Source organism: Staphylococcus sp. HMSC34G04 (assembly GCF_001838765.1).
In the GTDB taxonomy this organism is placed as follows: domain Bacteria; phylum Bacillota; class Bacilli; order Staphylococcales; family Staphylococcaceae; genus Staphylococcus; species Staphylococcus epidermidis.
Genome location: NZ_KV838727.1, coordinates 77963 through 95673, shown reverse-complemented (window position 1 = coordinate 95673; position 17711 = coordinate 77963). Strand labels below are relative to the sequence as shown.

Below are 17711 nucleotides of genomic sequence, written 5' to 3'. Positions count from 1 at the left end.
TGATGTAACTTGAACGATTATACAGCTATCTAATATGTAGCTCTACCCCTTTGTCTAATCGCTCCCCCTGTTACAAATATTATATTATCATATTGTTTTTGTTTTTGTAAGCGTTTTCTAAAAGTTTTTTGTATAATTTTACACTATTGTAGAGTTAAAACAGACAAAATGTCATCATTGTCGCTTATATGTTATAATAATTGTAATATGTAATGTTTATGGAGGTGACTTTCATTGAATAAATTAGAACGTCAAAATCGAATAATTCAAACTATTCAAAGTTCTGACAACATTACTGCTTCGCAACTTGCAAAACAATTTAAAGTATCTAAGCGAACTATTTTACGTGATATTGATGAATTAGAAGATCAAGGGGTAAAAGTATATGCTCGTCATGGCAAATTAGGCGGTTATCAAATCAAAGATGCACATGCTAAAATCACCTTATCGTTAACTGAACAGCAACTTTCGGCATTATTTTTAACACTAAATGAAAGTCAGTCCTATTCCACTTTACCTTATCAAAATGAAATTCGAGCAATAATCAAGCAATGTTTAAATTTACCTCAAACACGATTACGTAAATTGCTTAAAAAAATGGATTATTATATAAAATTTGAAGATTCTAATCATGTCACATTACCTCATTTATTTTCTGATATTTTAATTTATTGCACGGAGCGCAATGTGATGTTAGTAGATTTAAATGAAGATGGTCAAACTCAAGCTGAAAATGTTATTTTTATAGGTTTAATATGCAAAAATGCCGTTTGGCATGCTGTTGTATTTGAAATCGGTAGAGGTTACACTCGTGAATTATCTATCATGAATATTCAAGATATCTCATATTCTTTTGAAAAAACAATACAAACTCAAGATATCTCAATTGAAAATTATAGACAGTTTTTAGCGCCTTCTGAATGATAAAAATATAGCCTGGGATAGCCGAAAGGCCCCCCAGGCAATTTAGTACACTAGTAGTTGTCTATAGAGTTATAAATGTACATTTATCCATTTTTAAACTTTCATTTTCTTCCCAGTGACAAAACTATACCTCTCTTTAGTCATTTCCCGTTATAACTACTGCTCGGAAATATATTTTCAAATCATTTACTGAATACAACAATAATTGTCCAAATGAATGATATGAAATTATTTAACATATGTAAGCTAATTGATGAAGCTAAGTTTCTATTCGATTTTAAGTAAACATATACTAATGCTATTGCCAGTATTAAATATGCTCCAAATTCAAATGGGGACTTAGCATCACTCACATGTATATATGTAAAAGACAATGCTGATATAACCCCCATCACAATAAAGTTAAACTTTTTACCTAGTTCACCTATTAACAAATGTCTAAATACCAATTCTTCAACAATAGGTCCTACAATTACAATAAGTACAAATGCAAAAGGAATAAATATACCACTTTTAAATAATTCATTAAGTTCAAGTTCATTTTGCGTTTCACTATATTGCAAATATTTAGGTAATAGTTCAATTAATTTGTCATAAACATTAGAAATAATAAAAGATGCACACATGACGATAATTATAAACAACCAATGTTTTTTCAAATAGTCAAAACCACTCTTAACTCTATCTACAAATGAATTGATATGTAAAAAATAAAAAGCTAATATCACTAAAATATATGACATAAATTGTCCTAGAGTTCCAATCATAGTAAGTTGTAATTCATTAATATTTTGAAAAGTTATAGCAGCAATTGTTAAACCTATAAAGCTAAATATAAATATACATAGAAAGCCTATCGCAATTAAACTGAAATCACGCCATACTATATCTTTAAACCTATAACTTTGCCTTTTTTTATCTTTTTTCATCATTGTATCCTTTCCACTCACCAATAATTATTCAATCATATGGGAGGCTTTATGAATTATTTAGAAATTTCACTACATATTGAACAACAACTTGTTAAATTACTCTCTCTGAGTGAAAGTGCGAAATACTATGCACTCATACATCATAACAAATTTGAATCTTTTATAGATGATTTCAACCTTACTGTAAATCAAGAGATGAAATGGGCAATGTCTCATCAATTGTTGTTGAATTCTAATGATACGCTTGTGTCATACTGTCAATTGATTCGAAGGTTAAACGATTCCCCACTTTTAACTTTAAACCAAGGACATATAATTTATTACATTAATACACAACAAACACTCATTCACCGACAGTTACTTAAACATAAACAAGCCCTTTAGTATATTCAAATGTTTCTATACTATTATACTATTAATTATATATTAACGTTAAAAATAATTATAAATATCAATCTCTTATAATTAAAACATTAAATTATTTATTCTATTTACTAAATTGTAAACTTGTTGCAATAAGGTTATAATTAGCCATGATTAGGTATCAAGAAGGAGTGTTTAAAATGCTTGGTTTCTCAGTCTATCTAGGACAGAATTTAGATCGAGATTATATTTTAAATATGGCTGACTTAGGCTATGATGTAGTTTTTACTTCACTACAGATACCTGAGGAAGACAAGAAAAATCAAATGGCTTATTTGGGAGACTTATGCCAACTATTATCAGCCTATCAAATCACTTATATTATCGATGTAACCCCTTCATTACTTAATCAAACTATTTACAGTTATTTGAACCAATTACCTCATGGGGATTTTTATATTCGTATAGATAATCAATTAAATATTGACCTTATCAAAGACATTATCAGTCAAGGCTTCAAATGCTGCCTTAATGCTAGTACGTTAACTGATAGCATGTTAGCGCACATATATCGTACTGAATTTAATAATCAACTTTTATACTGTCATAATTACTATCCTAGACCTGATACTGGTTTATCTATCTCATTTATTGAAGAAAAAAATCAACTCATTAGAAAATACGATGCGCATGCAAAAATTTGTGCTTTTATACCTGGCACGCAGAAAAGAGGTCCCTTATTCAAAGGTCTTCCTACAGTTGAAAAACATCGTTTTGAACACCCTCTTATTGCTGCACAAGACCTTCAATTAACGGGTATATCTAACATTATAATTAGTGATACGCTATTATCACACATTTATGCGGAACAATTATCTAATATGTGGCTATATCGACACTTTATTTTACACTTAGATCAACTAGACTCCTCATTTACATCACAAGTTTTAAAGATACACACATCAAGATTAGATTCACCTGAACATTTAATTCGGTCCCAATATTCTCGTACAGATAATCAACAGACTGTCCCAATGATAGGATCGGCACATAGAGATCAAGGAGATATCACAATTGATAATCACCTGAATGGTCGTTATGAAGGAGAAATTCAAGTTATAAAAGCTCCTATGCCAGGTCATTCCCACATCAATTGTATTGGTCATGTTTGTGATAAAGATGTTCCATTGTTATCACTGATTCAACCAGGAGATACTTTTAAATTTGTATATACGAAGGAGAATAACAAATGAATCATTTAACTACTGAAACGAGAAATATACAAACAATGCATTTAGATGAAATGAATCTAAAAGATGCATTAAAGACTATGAATCAAGAAGATCAATTTGTACCTAAAGCGATAGAACCTGTTATTCCTAATTTAACAAAAGTGATAGAGAGTGCAATTCAACGCTTTAATAATGGAGGGCGAATTATTTATATTGGTGCTGGTACAAGTGGAAGACTTGGCGTACTAGATGCGGCAGAATGTGTCCCAACTTTTAACGTTTCACCAAATGACATTATTGGGATTATCGCTGGTGGACAAAAAGCTATGACGGTAGCTATTGAAGGTGCAGAAGATGATGCTGAACAAGGTGCACAGGATTTAAAGAACATTCATCTTCAATCCAAAGATATTGTAGTGGGTATTTCTGCTAGTGGACGTACACCATATGTAAAAGGTGCACTAGATTATGCAAATAAATTGAATGCAGAAACAGTCGCACTCTCTTGTAACGTTCACAGTGATATAAGTAAAAATTCAAATCACGTATTAGAAATCAATGTGGGGCCTGAAGTATTAACAGGCTCTACGAGATTAAAATCAGGTACTGCTCAAAAACTAGTTTTAAATATGATTTCTACAATGACAATGATTGGCGTGGGTAAAGTTTATGATAATTTAATGGTTGATTTACGGCCTACAAATCAAAAGTTAATCCATCGTTCTATTCGCATCATTCAAGATGTGTGTGATTTAAATCATCAAGAGGCTATAGAATTATATGAAAAATCAGACCACAATATCAAAATAGCTATCGTAATGCACTTATGTTCCACAACTCAACAAGATGCAAGACTTCGTTTAAAACAAAATAATGGAGTGATTAAGCAAGCTATCAACACTTAAGGAGGAGATTCCATGAGTAAAGAAGAACGCCTTGCCAAAGACATTACCCACGCATTAGGCGGTTCTCAAAACATAAGTAATATCATCCATTGTATGACTCGAGTTCGTATTAAAGTACACAATGATGCAAAAGTTAATTATGATGAATTAAAATCAATCAATGGCGTATTAGGCGTTGTTGAAGATGAAAGAATTCAAGTTGTTGTTGGGCCGGGTATTGTTAATAAAGTTGCTAAACATATGGCTGACCAGTCGGGAGCAACTCTAGCTGAAGAGACGACTAAAAATCAAAGTTATAAATCACAAGCAGAAAAACGTGCGTATGAACATAAACAACAATTCCAAAGTCAACGTAAACAAAGTAAATGGAATAAAGTGTTAAAATCCATTGCTAATATCTTTATACCTTTAATACCAGCATTTATAGGTGCAGGATTAATCGGTGGGATTGCAGCAATACTTAGTAACTTGCTTACAGCCGGTTCCATTTCAGGTCAATGGATTCAACAAATTGTTACTGTCTTAAATGTTATTAAAGATGGCATGTTATTTTACTTAGCTATTTTCACTGGTATTAACTCAGCGAAAGTATTCGGTGCTACACCAGGTTTAGGTGGTGTCATCGGGGGTACTACATTACTAACCGGTATCACGGATGAAAATCCAATTAAAAATATTTTCACTGGAGAACATCTAGCTGCAGGACAAGGCGGTATTATTGGTGTTATCTTTGCAGTTTGGTTATTAAGCATGGTTGAGAAACGTCTACATAAAATAATACCTAACTCTATTGATATCATCGTAACGCCCACAATAACCTTACTACTTATTGGTTTGTTAACTATATTTATAATCATGCCACTAGCTGGCTTTGTTTCCGATGGTCTTGTTTATGTCATTAACTGGATTATTGGAGTAGGAGGTATTTTCAGTGGATTCATTATAGGAGCATTCTTTTTACCTTTAGTCATGCTGGGATTACATCATATCTTCACCCCAATCCATATCGAGTTAATCAATCAAACTGGCTCCACTTACTTGTTACCTATTGCCGCAATGGCTGGTGCTGGACAAGTCGGTGCGGCGATTGCATTGTGGGTGAGATGCGGTAAAAATAAAGAATTACGTAATACGCTCAAAGGTGCTCTTCCTGTAGGGTTCTTAGGTATAGGTGAACCTTTAATTTATGGTGTAACACTGCCGTTAGGTCGCCCTTTCTTCACTGCGTGCATAGGTGGCGGTGTTGGTGGTGCTGTCATTGGTGGTATCGGTCATATTGGTGCGACAGCTGTAGGACCAAGTGGTATTTCATTATTACCATTGATTGCCAATAATATGTATCTCGGTTACATCGTAGGTTTACTAGCTGCTTATGCGGGTGGCTTTATCTTTACTTATTTCTTCGGCACAACTAAAGAAATGAGAAATCCTGAATAAATGGGTGATTTAATTGCCAAACATTTTGTATAAGATTGACAACCAGTATCCCTATTTCACTAAAAACGAGAAAAAAATTGCGCAATTTATTCTCAACTATCCTCATAAAGTTGTTAATATGACTTCTCAAGAAATTGCAAATCAATTAGAAACTAGTTCTACTTCTATCATACGTCTAAGTAAAAAGGTGACACCAGGTGGTTTTAATGAACTTAAAACACGTTTGTCTAAATTTTTACCTAAAGAAGTCACACAATATAATGTTGAGTTAGTTGATAACGAAAGTACAATTTCACTTAAAAACAAATTGCATTCTCGCTCTAAGGCAGCGTTAAGTAATGCTAATGAAACCATTAACGCTGCTATCATCGATGAAATTTGTGATCTAATTAAAAAATCTGAAACTATATTTATTTATGGCTATGGTGCCTCTTTTGTTGTAGCAACAGATTTATATCAAAAATTATCTCGCATCGGTCTAAATATTCAACTAGTGCATGAAACTCATATTTTCACAACTATGTTAGCAACACGTAACTCTAACGATTGTGTTATATTTATATCTAACAATGGTACTCAAAGTGAAATGCAATCTATTGCTAAAGTCATTGCAGATTATCACATTCCCATTGCGACTATTTCAAGCACTTCTGATAATCCAGTTGCAAAGCAATCTAATATTGTTTTAACCTATGGACAAACCGATGAAAATGAGATGCGCATGGGAGCCACAACTTCATTATTTGCACAAATGTTTACTATTGATATATTGTACTATCGATATATTGCGCTAAATTATCAATCATCTTTAGATTTTATTACTCAATCAAAAATCGCATTAGATAATTACCGTAAACATCTCTCGAATATAGATTTCAAACATTAAAATAATAAAAAGCGATTCTTTATACTTATCCTAGAAAAGATAATGTATGAAAGAATCGCTTTAATTTATACTAACTCTTAAAAATTACTGATTTTAACAATCAATTGTCATTTCATCTTTTATTATATTTGTCGTTCCTTTTTGTGATATCTAATAAAATAATAAAGTGTCACAGCAGTTAAAAACACGATACCAATGACAACCGATACCGCAGTCTCTTTGTTAAGTAACATACCAACTAATACTAGGAGTAAAAACATGATAGTTAAATAATTGGCAATTGCTCCTCCCGGCATTTTAAAAGGATGATTGTGAACCTTTTCAGGATGTAACCTTCTAAATCTTAGATGACTAAATAAAATCATAAACCAAGGTATCATTCCCGGTAGAATAGAGGCGCTATATACATATACAAAGATACTATCAGCTCCATCAATAATTAATGGAAGTATGACATTTAATAAAGCACCAATTAATATTCCCATAGATACTGCAAATACAGTATAGAAAGGTACGCCATTTTTCATTACTTTAGTAAATACTTTAGGCATTTGTCCTTTTTTTGCCAAAGTATAAATCATTCGACTTGCACTAAAAATACCTGAATTACAACCAGACAATGCTGCCGTTAAGACTACAAAGTTAATTAAACCAGCAGCAAACGTAATTCCCACTTTAGCAAAGGTTGCAACAAAAGGACTACCAATATTACCTAATTGGTTCCAAGGATATACTGATACAATGACAAAAATTGCACCAATATAGAAAATTAAAATTCTCCATATTACTCCGTTGACTGCCTTTACAATATTTTTTTGAGGATTTTTGGTTTCACCTGCTGAAATCCCAATCAATTCAACACCTTGGTATGATCCAATCACAATAGATAAAGCAAAGAAAAATCCAATGAATCCATTTGGCATAAATCCACCATGTGACCATAAGTTAGAAATCCCTATCGGATTCCCTCCATTACCTATACCAAATAAAATTAATCCTAATCCTGCAATAATCATTAATACAATAGTTACAACTTTAATTAAGGCAAACCAAAATTCAAACTCTCCAAACGCTTTTACTGAAACTAGGTTAGCCGCCATCAAAAAGAGAACTGCTATCACTCCTGGTATCCAATTAGGAAGGCTTGGGAACCAGTAGTTCATATATTCTCCTACTGCAATCACTTCACTCATGCCGACGACAACCCATTGAAATACATTGCTCCAAGCAGTCATGTAGCCAGCTGCTGGATGAATATAGTCACTAGCAAACGTCGCAAAAGAACCAGTGGTTGGATTAATATATATCATTTCACCCATGGCTCTCATGATTAAAAATAAAAAAATACCAGCAATTAAATATGCGAGAATAACAGATGGACCTGTCCACTTAATTGTACTTGTTGCTCCCATAAAAAGACCAACACCAATTGTTCCACCAAGAGCAATCATCTGCATTTGACGTGCATTCAATCCCCTTTGCAACTCATTATTTTCCATAACTTGACCCCATCTCTAAATCTAGATTGAATTTTTGATAATCTTATTTCCGTAATTATACTACAAATTGACAAAATTGAAACAATATTTTTACAATTCTGTAAAAGCGCTTACCTTTCCTGCTAAGATGTTTTCTTGCTTTTTGCTAACACTCATATTAAAATCTTTTTGATAATAGAGATTATAGAGCAAACGAAATAGTTCAGAACACACTCTTATAGTTGATTTAAAATATTAACTGCTTACCACCTAGCTATATAACATAAAATGATTGTTAAAACTATATACAATGTCATTTCAAATTTAACTTAAATCACTTTACCATTTTACCTATGTCTTTGCTCTTAATAATTATTTAAATATGATATACTTTTTTTAAATAGTAAAGGAGTGCTCATATGAATAAAGCGCTTGTTATACGTGCAATCAAATTTTCTTTAATATTTATGACTGCATTTTTAATTCTTAATTTATTGACTATGAAAGAGGCTTCAATATCGTCTATTATTGTACGAACTGTCATTGCAGCTATTGTTTTCTTTGTCATTTATATCATTGTATTTACAATTTTAAGTTCGTCAGAACGTAAAATTATTTATGGTACAACTTTACCTATTGCGCTTTTTATATGCCTTATATTCGGATCAATTTTCTTCACTCCGCGTATAGGTATCATTGTCGGACTAATTTTGGGTGTGATTGCTGGTGTCATATGGGAGTTCTTAAATAGAAAAAATGGAGGTCACACATCTTGACTATTATTATCGGACTCATTGTAATTATTTTGTTAATCATTAGTTTACTTCCAAATTATAAAGCAATGGTATTAGCTAAGCAGCAAGGCCAAAAACCTACACGATATACTATTATGGTAGGCATTGACTTATTATTAATTATACTTATATTAGTAACATTAGTATTAAAATTGATTATGTAGGTTCAACAAATTTACTGTTGAATAGACGATAAAAAAGTCTGGGACATTATGATTTATGTACCAGACTTTTTTAGTAAAGACACTCGATGATGGACTTAAACATATGCCACAATCTATCATGGTTTTCAAATCTCATTATTGGTGAACAACTAAGATATTCATACGAATTTTGAGCCTTTCATTTAATAATTTTATTCAAACTAGTATAAATCACTAATGTAGATTTTAGATTTCTTTTCTATAATATAAATAACAAGTTGATTTTAGTTAAGTTAGCTTAAACATTGTTCTATATCAACTCATACTGTAAGTAGTATTATAATTTGCCTTGAAGTAACAAAAAATAGCAAACCGTAGCGAGAATAAGGTATACAAGAGAGCCAATAATAAACGATCGAAATTGAACATGTAAAGGTGTGCGTTTATTAAATATCGGTCCCAATATGAGATTACCCACTCCTATAATAACTGGACCTGCTATGAAAAATAGGATAATATAGCCCATTTTTAAATACCTCCAATTTATTCTTTAAATAAAAAATTCTCTATATCTTCAAATTCCATATCTTGTCCAACATATTGAACTGTCGAAAAATCTTGATCCTTCGTTATTATATTCGTATTAACGACAACATCTAATCCTGCTAGCATCGCTGCAGTAGCACCATTGACAGAATCTTCAATTGCTAAGCAGGTTGTAGGATTATAATTAAGCTCTTGTACAGCTTTTAAATAAATTTCGGGATTAGGTTGAACACTCTCAACATTTTCACGACCAACAACAACATCAATGTATGTATCTAGTCCTAATTGTTTAAATATAGGATATATATTCTTTTTATAACTACTTGTGGCAATCGCCATTGGGATATGACGTTTTTTTAAATATTGCATCAATTGAATGATTGTGGGATTTACCGGCAATTGAATAATTGTTTGATAATATTGATCATAAATTTTTTCTTTATTTTTGAAACCAATAGCATCTTCTAAATATGTATGTAATCCAGTAGTTTCACCGCCAATAAATTGTTTATAAAATTCTAAAGAAATCGGCGCTTTTTGATGGATTTTTAAATGTGTATTTATTAAATCGAACAAATGTTTTTCGGTATCAATGACAGTACCATCAAAATCAAACACTACTGCTTTATACATGTTGTCATCTCCTTTCAATATTTATTATTTTTCATACTAACATAATTTGATATAAACTTGCCTCTAAATAACTAAGCATCAAATAATATAAAATCTAGTTCACAACTATGCTATGAATAAAACTTTTCCTTCAATGATTACTCATTCGAGATAAGATAACTATAATTCTTTCAACTTCAATCAAAAGTCTTAGTGATTCTAAAAAAAAAGAGTGGTACAATTTATTTAAACGAACAGCGTATAAAATATAAGCATTCATATCATTTCCACACATATATTGTTAACGATTGGAGGTCCCCATATGTTGATTGATAAATTTGAAACCTACATTATTAATGTTGCAGGTTTGAAATCTCGCTCAACGCGAAAAAAATTAATACATTTATGTAAAGAAATTACTTTTTGTGAATCCTTTCAGTATTCTATCATTAAGCAAAACGATGTGTTCGCATTGGAAGTTAGCCTCCCCAAGCAACAACTACCTTATCTGATAAGTTTCTTAAGTTTCCACAATTATGCTATTTATCAAATACTTTTACCCAGCCGTGTAAATGAACTTCTTGATTCAGAACAACTTTACCAATCTATTAAGCGCTTTGATTTAGCAATCGATGGTTTACAAGATGCCTTCATTAAAGATAAAGTCATTGATATCATGAATATGTTTGTGAATCATCACAATGTGAATTATACATTAAATAATAATTGCGCAAGCGTCACATGTCCTCCTGATATTTTCACAAAGTTGCTTCAAACTATTGCAACGCGTAACATTGATATCCTATCAGCAAGTTATAGAGCAAAGATGCTACATAAAGCACGCATTTCATAAATAGAAAGATAGAATATATGAGCAAGAATAACTTATTTACAAATATAAATACAAAAACTCCCAAAATAATCTCTATTTGAATTATTTTGGGAGTTACTTTATTTCTAAGATAGATCATCATTTACAATATTTTCAAATGCTTCTCTTACCTGAGGTACAGACATTCCAACGACGATTTGAACACTTTTGCCACTTTTTACTAAACCATGAGACATTTGATTATGTGTAAAATAGGCACTTTCTTGAACTTTACTTTCGTCTTTAACAGTTAAACGTAGGCGCGTCGTACAATTTGTAACGTCTTTAATATTTTCTTTTCCTCCAAGACCTTCTAGGTAGTACATCGCCTTTTCTTCATATTCACTATTAGGTGAATGATTGCGAGTTGAATCTCCTTTTTTATCATTATAATCTTGTTTAGAAAATAATTTGACTTCTTCTTCACCTTTCTTACGTCCTGGTAACGGAATATCAAATTTTAAAATTAAATATTTAAATAAGAAGTAGTAAATCGCAACAAAGATTAGACCAATTACTACTTGAAAGACATATGTCATCCAATGTGCTTTTCCTAAAGGTATCCAGTTAGTTGCTATAAAATCTAGTACACCACCACCCATATTACCTACGACACCAAATCCATACATCAGTGTATCCATAGTTGCTGCTAGTAGTGCATGTAATACGAATAAAAATGGCGCAATAAATAAGAAAGTAAATTCAAGTGGTTCTGTAATACCAGCTACTACTGCCGTAAGTGTTGCCGGTATTAATAATGCAGCAACTTTTTTACGATTTTCTTTTGGTGTAGTTGCATACATTGCCAATGCTATACCTAGGCAACCAAAAACTTTGCCATTTCCTTGCAACATAAAACCATATGGAAATTGTTCTTTAAGTGGTTTGTTACTTTCGGCAAACTGATTTAAGTGTTGCAACCATTCTGCTTTCAAACCATGATTAACAACTACTGGACCTACTTCGATTGGTGCATAGATAAAATGATGCAATCCTGTAGGTATTAGTACACGTTCTAAGAAATGATATAACCAAACACCTATATATCCTGATGCAACAATAAAATATTGAATTGAAGCAATACCGTGTTGAATCGTTGGCCAAACAACACATGTGATTGCTGCCACTGGTAGCATGACAAAGAAAGAGATTGTTACAACGAATGTTAATCCTTGAAATACACCTAACATTTCAGGTAAACGCTTACTGTAATATCTATTATGTATCCACGTTATTATTCCTGATATAATGATTGCACCTAAAATATTGGTATCTAACGTTTCAATACCTGCAATCGATTTTAATCCTGTTGTGTTTTCTACACCTTTTTTTAAATTAGCGCCAAAAGTATGTGGCCATTGAGTTAAAATTGCATTGATAAAAGTGTTAAACATTAAATATCCCATTAGAGCTGCTAAAGCTGCATGTCCTGGAGCTTTTTTAGCAAGAGATAACGGTAAACCAACTACAAAGACAATTTCCATATGTGTAAATATTACCCAACCACCTGATTCAATAACAGACCAAAATTTAAACCAAAATGTATGCTGTTCAGCTAAGCCTCCCATGATGGTTGGATTTTTAAATAATGTAGCGAATCCCAAAACAATACCGAAGAAAGCAAACATCAAAACAGGTACTATCATTGCACTACCAAATCGTTTAATTGCATTCATTTTTGAATACCTCCCTCTTCCCTTAACTATGATAACTAATATATGTTTACCTTTATTGCTCTTTATTTAATAAGTTATTACCAATATATAGTAAACGCTTACATAATGACAATGACGTTGACGCACTTTGAAACATTTTTGTATAATTAGATTATATTTTCATATAAAGAAAATATTTTCAATGATGAGGTGTTAAGATGATTTTAGATGAACGAGTAAACTCTAATTTCGATCAATTAAATGATAATGATATACAAATTGCACATTATGTTAATACACATATAGATGTTTGTAAAAATATGAAAATACAAGATTTAGCCTCACAGACACATGCTTCAAATGCTACGATTCATCGCTTCACTCGTAAACTAGGTTTTGATGGTTATAGTGATTTTAAATCCTTTTTAAAATTTGAAGATAGTAAGAATCATCAACTTCCTTCTGATTCTATGGAGCAATTTAAACAAGAAATTGAAAATACATTCAACTATTTAGAACGTATTGATTATCGTTTATTAACTCACAAAATGCATCATGCTACAACAATATACTTATATGGTACTGGACGTGCACAGATGAATGTCGCTGAAGAAGCACAACGTATACTGTTGACTATGCATAAAAATATTATATTGTTACATGATGTTCATGAACTAAAGATGGTGTTAAACAAGACAATTCCTGAAGATTTGTTTTTCATTATTTCACTTTCTGGCGAAACACATCAACTTAAAGAAGTCACACAATTGCTTCAACTGAGACAAAAATATTTTATTTCCGTAACAACAATGAAGGACAATACATTGGCACAACAAGCTGATTACAATGTCTATGTTTCAAGCAATACCTTCTATTTAAACGATGGTACCGATTATTCCAGTTTTATTAGTTATCACATTTTCTTTGAAACACTACTAAGAAAATATAACGAATATAAAGAGAATCATGAATTAGCATAGGAAAGTGAGTCATCATTATCATTGAATGCAATTCTCACTTTACATATAAATATTATTTGGCATTTCCATTTTCAACTTAGACAATGACTATTAAAACGTTAAAAAGCCTGGAACAACAACTTTTGTTGTCCCAGGCTTTTTAGTTTAGTTATGACGCTGTTCCTCAATTTCATCTATCACATTTTGCATTTGATCAATCATCAATTCAAATCCATGTGCTGTTGAATCATGATATTCTTTTTTCTTTTGCTTATATTCTAATGTTGTTAAACGTCTTTCCTTTTCAATAAAAGAGCGATAGTAAAAGAACATTTGAGTCCCGCCATTCTCTCTTTCAAAGAACTCTACTTCAATGACATCCTCTTCCTCACTTAGTCCTGGCATTCCAATCGTCATCTTGATATATTCATCTAAAACTAACTCTTCATATGTACCTTCTATGATGTTTTGTTTACCATTTCTACTATCAATGATGCGATACTTTCCTCCCTCTTGAATATCTGCATCAAACGATTTATTCGTGCGTTGTGTGGTCATAAACCATTTTTTTAAGATATCTGTTTTTGTCCATGCCTCATAAACGACCTCTGGTGTATATTTAAGTAATCTCTCAATGTCGATTTCAACATATTCATTTTCCACATTATATTTTGCCATTTCATTTCACCTACTTTCACTCTTAATACTATTTTAACGTATTTGAGCTAGGTCACAAACTTTGAGCTCTATAAAATTAAATTATATTAAATAAAACTTATAATTTTAGTGATTTTTAACTTTTTAAATTCAAGATTGAGTGTATAGTCTTGTCCTTATCAACATTTTACTACTATTCTAAATTGCTTGATACTCAACTTAAAAATAAGATACAGATGGTGAGTATCAAAGAATCATTATAAAACTGTCAACAATCATAAGATTGTTGACAGCCAATATATACTATGGGTCGTATTTTATTTCTTTGACGATTGATTTAAACGAGGTACTCTTAAAATAATTGCTACTAATCCACAAACACCTAATAATATTGGATAAATACTATATTGTAACATTAGGAATGGGGAAATTCCGGCTACACCTGCTGCTGAAATCACTTGCGGGCTGTATGGTAATAATCCTTGAAAACACCCACCAAAGATATCTAATATACTTGCTGATTTCCTTGGATCGACATCATATTCATCAGCAATATTTTTAGCTAATGGTCCAGCCATAATAATAGAAATTGTATTATTTGCTGTTGAAATGTCAGCTGCACTCACTAAACTCGCTATACCTAGTTCTGCACCACGCTTTGATTTTACTTTTGACCTTACAAAATTAAGCAACCAATCAATACCACCATTATGTTGAATAATTCCTACTAGACCGCCTATAAGCAATGCAATCATAGCAATATCTTCCATTCCGATAATCCCTTTAGAAATAGCATTTAAAAGGCCATTCCAACCAAAAGAACCATCAATCAGTCCAATTATACCGGCTAATACAGTACCTCCTATTAATACAATAATTACATTAATACCAACTAACGCAAGAATCAAAACTAACAAGTATGGTATAACTTTAATTAAATTATAATCATAGTTTTTAGTATGATCTATGGAAATACCATTTGTTAAAAAGAATAAAATAATGATTGTAATAATCGCACCTGGTAATACAATTTTAAAATTGACTTTAAATTTATCACTCATTTTTGTTTTTTGTGTTCTTACTGCTGCAATAGTGGTATCAGAAATCATAGATAGATTATCACCAAACATCGCTCCCCCAACAACTGTTGCCATGGCTAATGCAGCTGGTACATCTGTTGCTTGTGCAAATCCAAAACCTACTGGTGCAATAGCTGCAACTGTGCCGACAGAAGTTCCCATTGAAATTGATACAAACATACAAATAATAAATAGTCCAACAATTATTAAATTTTGAGGAATAAGTGATAAGCCTAAATTAACTGTAGATGACACGCCACCCATTTTTTCAGCAGTCGTCGAAAAAGCTCCAGCAAGGATAAAAATAAGCATCATCAAAATGATATTAGAGTGACCTGCACCTTTTGTAAATACCTCTACTTTTTTCGCAAAAGTTTCCTTGCGATTCATCAGTAAGGCAACAATAACAGTAATTGTAATAGCAACATTTAATGGCATAGTGGTAAAATCACCAGAAATAATACCAACACCTAGAAATAGTAAGACAAATAACAATAAAGGAATTAATGCCCAAGCATTGCCATTCTTCATCTCTTTCATAATCTAACCTACTTTCCCGTATAATGGATTGATAGATTTTATACTAAAAAATTCCTATCTATTTAATCAATAACTCAAAAATAAAAAACCAGGACACGTAATCATGCCCCAGTCTCAGTTAACATCGTGTTTAACCTTATCTTCTAACCTTCTCGGTTACTGGAATTGGCACATGATACAATGTTGCCGAAGCTTCTTTGGGCCAGTCCCTCCACTTCTCTTGATAAGTTATTGAATTGTGTTTAACGTTACAAGATATTTGCAATAACGTCAACACTTATTATTTTAAATATTTTAATAATAGTTTACATATTTTCAATATATAGTAAAGTATTTTTCAAAAATAGCCACACTGATTGATGCAAGGATGAATATCGCCAATGCAATTCCAAAAATAACCATTAACTTTAAATATAATGATATGAGCATTGAAATGATTACTACAACAATCACAGTAAAAAATATATTCTTAAGACGTTGTGCCTTATGTCTTGAAATTACTTTACGTTTTATCCGTTCAGATGATAACCTCTCCTCTAATTGAAGTGATGTAATATGTAATTTCGTTTCTAATAAAACTGCAGTACCCACTGTTAATACCAGAATAAGTATTACTATCCATAAAGGCTGTTGCTTTATAAAGCTAACCCAGTAAATGCCAGAATATAGTATGCCCGAAAGCATACCAAGGATACGATCGAGTTTAGGGCTCATCCATATGATATGATTTCTAATATTATTATTAACAAAGTATACATTTTTCAATCCACTCGTTATAAAAGCAATAATCACTATGACATGTAACAATGTGGGATAATCATTAATAACGTATAAGACAATCAGTCCTATAACTAAAATGAGCAACGGCATGAATTTATATAGATATGCTTTCATCAATGACACCCTTAAAATGATATTTGTAAATATCTTTTTATCTTTATGAAGTAGGACGATTAACTGTAAATGTTTGACCTAACAAAGAGTAATCATTTCCAGCTAACCTAGCTACCGGATTTAATTGATTTGCATCAATTTTACTATCTTCAAAATAAACTTCTTCATCAATATGGTACATGACAATTTCACCAATTATCAAATCACTCCCGTTATCTTTGTTGCCCAATTGTACTATTTGATGAAGCTTACACTCAAACCTTACTTTTGCTTCTTTGATTGCTGGAACGTTAATTAAATCAGAATCAATCATGCTTAGAGAAGTTCTCTTAAGTTCATTAACACCATATTCTAACGGAGCAGCAGTTTCATTCACATCATTAACAATAGCCTCATCAGTAATATGCACTGCAAACTCACCTGATTGTTCTATATTTATTGAGGTGTCTTTTCTATTTCCATTTGTACGTTGAACAGCAATTGCAATCATAGGTGGTGTATGATTAACTACATTAAAAAAACTAAAAGGGGCTGCGTTGACATCCCCTTTTAAATTTTGAGTAGTTACAAATGCTATCGGCCTAGGTATAATACTTCCACTAAGTAATTTGTAATTTTGCATATCTGAAAGTGTTTCAGCTTTTATTTTTTTCACTATCAATCAATCCAATCAATTTTTATTTAAAATATAAAATTTACTATTTAACTATTGTTGTCCCTTTGTAGACAAGATTAAAAAGAGTTAAAGAAAATCGTATATTCAATTGAATCACTGTTTGCCTTTAAGATAAGAAAACCTAGGAC

Annotated in this window: 19 protein-coding genes and 1 riboswitch; of the genes, 10 read left to right on the top strand and 9 right to left on the bottom strand. The window is 31.6% G+C overall.

Going from position 1 to position 17711, the window contains the following annotated elements; genetic code table 11:
• The first annotated feature begins 234 nt into the window (after window positions 1-234).
• Window positions 235-924: a helix-turn-helix transcriptional regulator gene (locus HMPREF3241_RS05455; protein ID WP_002447272.1), complete on the top strand. Its 690-nt coding sequence runs from the start codon at window positions 235-237 to the stop codon at window positions 922-924.
• Window positions 925-1106: 182 nt separating this feature from the next.
• Here the strand turns inward: HMPREF3241_RS05455 and HMPREF3241_RS05450 are convergent, their stop codons facing one another.
• Window positions 1107-1853, bottom strand: coding sequence for a CPBP family intramembrane glutamic endopeptidase (locus tag HMPREF3241_RS05450; protein WP_002475871.1), 747 nt, complete (start codon window positions 1851-1853; stop codon window positions 1107-1109).
• 51 nt (window positions 1854-1904) lie between these two features.
• On the opposite strand from HMPREF3241_RS05450, the gene HMPREF3241_RS05445 reads away from it, so the two are divergent.
• The 5 genes from HMPREF3241_RS05445 (at window position 1905) to HMPREF3241_RS05425 (ending at window position 6679) form a co-directional block, all read left to right on the top strand.
• Window positions 1905-2240: a hypothetical protein gene (locus tag HMPREF3241_RS05445; RefSeq protein WP_002457986.1), complete on the top strand. Its 336-nt coding sequence runs from the start codon at window positions 1905-1907 to the stop codon at window positions 2238-2240.
• Between the two features lie 179 nt (window positions 2241-2419).
• A complete protein-coding gene (locus HMPREF3241_RS05440) occupies window positions 2420-3472 on the top strand; it encodes a MupG family TIM beta-alpha barrel fold protein (RefSeq protein WP_002475780.1) in 1053 nt (350 codons plus the stop codon).
• Window positions 3469-4356, top strand: coding sequence for an N-acetylmuramic acid 6-phosphate etherase (gene murQ, locus HMPREF3241_RS05435; RefSeq protein WP_002447268.1), 888 nt, complete (start codon window positions 3469-3471; stop codon window positions 4354-4356). The genes HMPREF3241_RS05440 and murQ overlap by 4 nt, the downstream gene beginning before the upstream one ends.
• Before the next feature lie 12 nt (window positions 4357-4368).
• Window positions 4369-5793, top strand: a complete 1425-nt coding sequence (locus HMPREF3241_RS05430) for a PTS transporter subunit EIIC (RefSeq protein WP_002447267.1) — start codon at window positions 4369-4371, stop codon at window positions 5791-5793.
• A 13-nt stretch (window positions 5794-5806) separates the two neighbouring features.
• Entirely contained in the window at window positions 5807-6679 is an 873-nt protein-coding gene (locus HMPREF3241_RS05425; protein ID WP_002447266.1) for a MurR/RpiR family transcriptional regulator, read from the top strand.
• Between the two features lie 122 nt (window positions 6680-6801).
• On the opposite strand, the gene HMPREF3241_RS05420 is transcribed toward HMPREF3241_RS05425, so the two are convergent.
• Complete coding sequence (locus tag HMPREF3241_RS05420) at window positions 6802-8178, bottom strand: amino acid permease (RefSeq protein WP_002457989.1); 1377 nt, start codon at window positions 8176-8178, stop codon at window positions 6802-6804.
• Window positions 8179-8576: 398 nt separating this feature from the next.
• On the opposite strand from HMPREF3241_RS05420, the gene HMPREF3241_RS05415 reads away from it, so the two are divergent.
• Together HMPREF3241_RS05415 and HMPREF3241_RS05410 are read left to right on the top strand one after the other, a co-directional pair.
• A complete protein-coding gene (locus tag HMPREF3241_RS05415; RefSeq protein WP_002447264.1) occupies window positions 8577-8933 on the top strand; it encodes a hypothetical protein in 357 nt (118 codons plus the stop codon).
• Entirely contained in the window at window positions 8930-9115 is a 186-nt protein-coding gene (locus tag HMPREF3241_RS05410; protein WP_002447263.1) for a hypothetical protein, read from the top strand. Before HMPREF3241_RS05415 ends, HMPREF3241_RS05410 begins: the two co-directional genes overlap by 4 nt.
• 316 nt (window positions 9116-9431) lie before the next feature.
• On the opposite strand, the gene HMPREF3241_RS05405 is transcribed toward HMPREF3241_RS05410, so the two are convergent.
• Both HMPREF3241_RS05405 and HMPREF3241_RS05400 read right to left on the bottom strand, forming a co-directional pair.
• Window positions 9432-9620 carry a hypothetical protein gene (locus HMPREF3241_RS05405; protein WP_002447262.1) on the bottom strand — a complete coding sequence of 63 codons (189 nt, stop codon included), beginning with the start codon at window positions 9618-9620 and terminating at the stop codon, window positions 9432-9434.
• A 17-nt stretch (window positions 9621-9637) separates the two neighbouring features.
• The gene (locus HMPREF3241_RS05400) at window positions 9638-10273 is read right to left on the bottom strand and encodes an HAD-IA family hydrolase (RefSeq protein ID WP_070853514.1); all 636 of its coding nucleotides are present in this window, start codon (window positions 10271-10273) and stop codon (window positions 9638-9640) included.
• Window positions 10274-10574: 301 nt separating this feature from the next.
• Between HMPREF3241_RS05400 and HMPREF3241_RS05395 the strand changes: the two genes are divergently transcribed.
• Window positions 10575-11105 (top strand): hypothetical protein, encoded by a 531-nt coding sequence (locus tag HMPREF3241_RS05395; protein ID WP_002447259.1) that lies wholly within the window; start codon window positions 10575-10577, stop codon window positions 11103-11105.
• Between the two features lie 104 nt (window positions 11106-11209).
• Here the strand turns inward: HMPREF3241_RS05395 and HMPREF3241_RS05390 are convergent, their stop codons facing one another.
• Window positions 11210-12799, bottom strand: coding sequence for an alpha-glucoside-specific PTS transporter subunit IIBC (locus HMPREF3241_RS05390; RefSeq protein WP_002495930.1), 1590 nt, complete (start codon window positions 12797-12799; stop codon window positions 11210-11212).
• Between the two features lie 197 nt (window positions 12800-12996).
• Here HMPREF3241_RS05390 and HMPREF3241_RS05385 point away from each other — a divergent pair, with 197 nt between their 5' ends.
• Window positions 12997-13758 carry a MurR/RpiR family transcriptional regulator gene (locus tag HMPREF3241_RS05385; protein ID WP_070853513.1) on the top strand — a complete coding sequence of 254 codons (762 nt, stop codon included), beginning with the start codon at window positions 12997-12999 and terminating at the stop codon, window positions 13756-13758.
• Window positions 13759-13902: 144 nt separating this feature from the next.
• On the opposite strand, the gene HMPREF3241_RS05380 is transcribed toward HMPREF3241_RS05385, so the two are convergent.
• The 4 genes from HMPREF3241_RS05380 to HMPREF3241_RS05365 all read right to left on the bottom strand — a co-directional run bounded on the left by HMPREF3241_RS05380 (window position 13903) and on the right by HMPREF3241_RS05365 (window position 17562).
• On the bottom strand, window positions 13903-14415 hold the full coding sequence (locus HMPREF3241_RS05380) for an SRPBCC family protein (RefSeq protein WP_002457260.1): 513 nt from the start codon (window positions 14413-14415) through the stop codon (window positions 13903-13905).
• A gap of 296 nt (window positions 14416-14711) precedes the next feature.
• A complete protein-coding gene (locus tag HMPREF3241_RS05375; RefSeq protein ID WP_001831611.1) occupies window positions 14712-16013 on the bottom strand; it encodes a Na+/H+ antiporter NhaC family protein in 1302 nt (433 codons plus the stop codon).
• Window positions 16014-16146: 133 nt separating this feature from the next.
• Window positions 16147-16243, bottom strand: a riboswitch (SAM riboswitch).
• A gap of 85 nt (window positions 16244-16328) precedes the next feature.
• Window positions 16329-16907, bottom strand: coding sequence for a hypothetical protein (locus HMPREF3241_RS05370; protein ID WP_070853512.1), 579 nt, complete (start codon window positions 16905-16907; stop codon window positions 16329-16331).
• A 43-nt stretch (window positions 16908-16950) separates the two neighbouring features.
• Window positions 16951-17562, bottom strand: coding sequence for a flavin reductase family protein (locus HMPREF3241_RS05365; protein ID WP_002447254.1), 612 nt, complete (start codon window positions 17560-17562; stop codon window positions 16951-16953).
• Window positions 17563-17711 lie beyond the last annotated feature (149 nt).

Coding starts and splice junctions, on each gene's coding strand:
- HMPREF3241_RS05385 (WP_070853513.1), top strand. CDS start 12,997: ATGATTTTAGATGAACGAGTAAACTCTAATTTCGATCAATTAAATGAT.
- HMPREF3241_RS05380 (WP_002457260.1), bottom strand. CDS start 14,415: ATGGCAAAATATAATGTGGAAAATGAATATGTTGAAATCGACATTGAG.
- HMPREF3241_RS05450 (WP_002475871.1), bottom strand. CDS start 1,853: ATGAAAAAAGATAAAAAAAGGCAAAGTTATAGGTTTAAAGATATAGTA.
- HMPREF3241_RS05375 (WP_001831611.1), bottom strand. CDS start 16,013: ATGAAAGAGATGAAGAATGGCAATGCTTGGGCATTAATTCCTTTATTG.
- HMPREF3241_RS05405 (WP_002447262.1), bottom strand. CDS start 9,620: ATGGGCTATATTATCCTATTTTTCATAGCAGGTCCAGTTATTATAGGA.
- murQ (WP_002447268.1), top strand. CDS start 3,469: ATGAATCATTTAACTACTGAAACGAGAAATATACAAACAATGCATTTA.
- HMPREF3241_RS05440 (WP_002475780.1), top strand. CDS start 2,420: ATGCTTGGTTTCTCAGTCTATCTAGGACAGAATTTAGATCGAGATTAT.
- HMPREF3241_RS05400 (WP_070853514.1), bottom strand. CDS start 10,273: ATGTATAAAGCAGTAGTGTTTGATTTTGATGGTACTGTCATTGATACC.
- HMPREF3241_RS05415 (WP_002447264.1), top strand. CDS start 8,577: ATGAATAAAGCGCTTGTTATACGTGCAATCAAATTTTCTTTAATATTT.
- HMPREF3241_RS05390 (WP_002495930.1), bottom strand. CDS start 12,799: ATGAATGCAATTAAACGATTTGGTAGTGCAATGATAGTACCTGTTTTG.
- HMPREF3241_RS05430 (WP_002447267.1), top strand. CDS start 4,369: ATGAGTAAAGAAGAACGCCTTGCCAAAGACATTACCCACGCATTAGGC.
- HMPREF3241_RS05370 (WP_070853512.1), bottom strand. CDS start 16,907: ATGAAAGCATATCTATATAAATTCATGCCGTTGCTCATTTTAGTTATA.
- HMPREF3241_RS05420 (WP_002457989.1), bottom strand. CDS start 8,178: ATGGAAAATAATGAGTTGCAAAGGGGATTGAATGCACGTCAAATGCAG.
- HMPREF3241_RS05395 (WP_002447259.1), top strand. CDS start 10,575: ATGTTGATTGATAAATTTGAAACCTACATTATTAATGTTGCAGGTTTG.
- HMPREF3241_RS05445 (WP_002457986.1), top strand. CDS start 1,905: ATGAATTATTTAGAAATTTCACTACATATTGAACAACAACTTGTTAAA.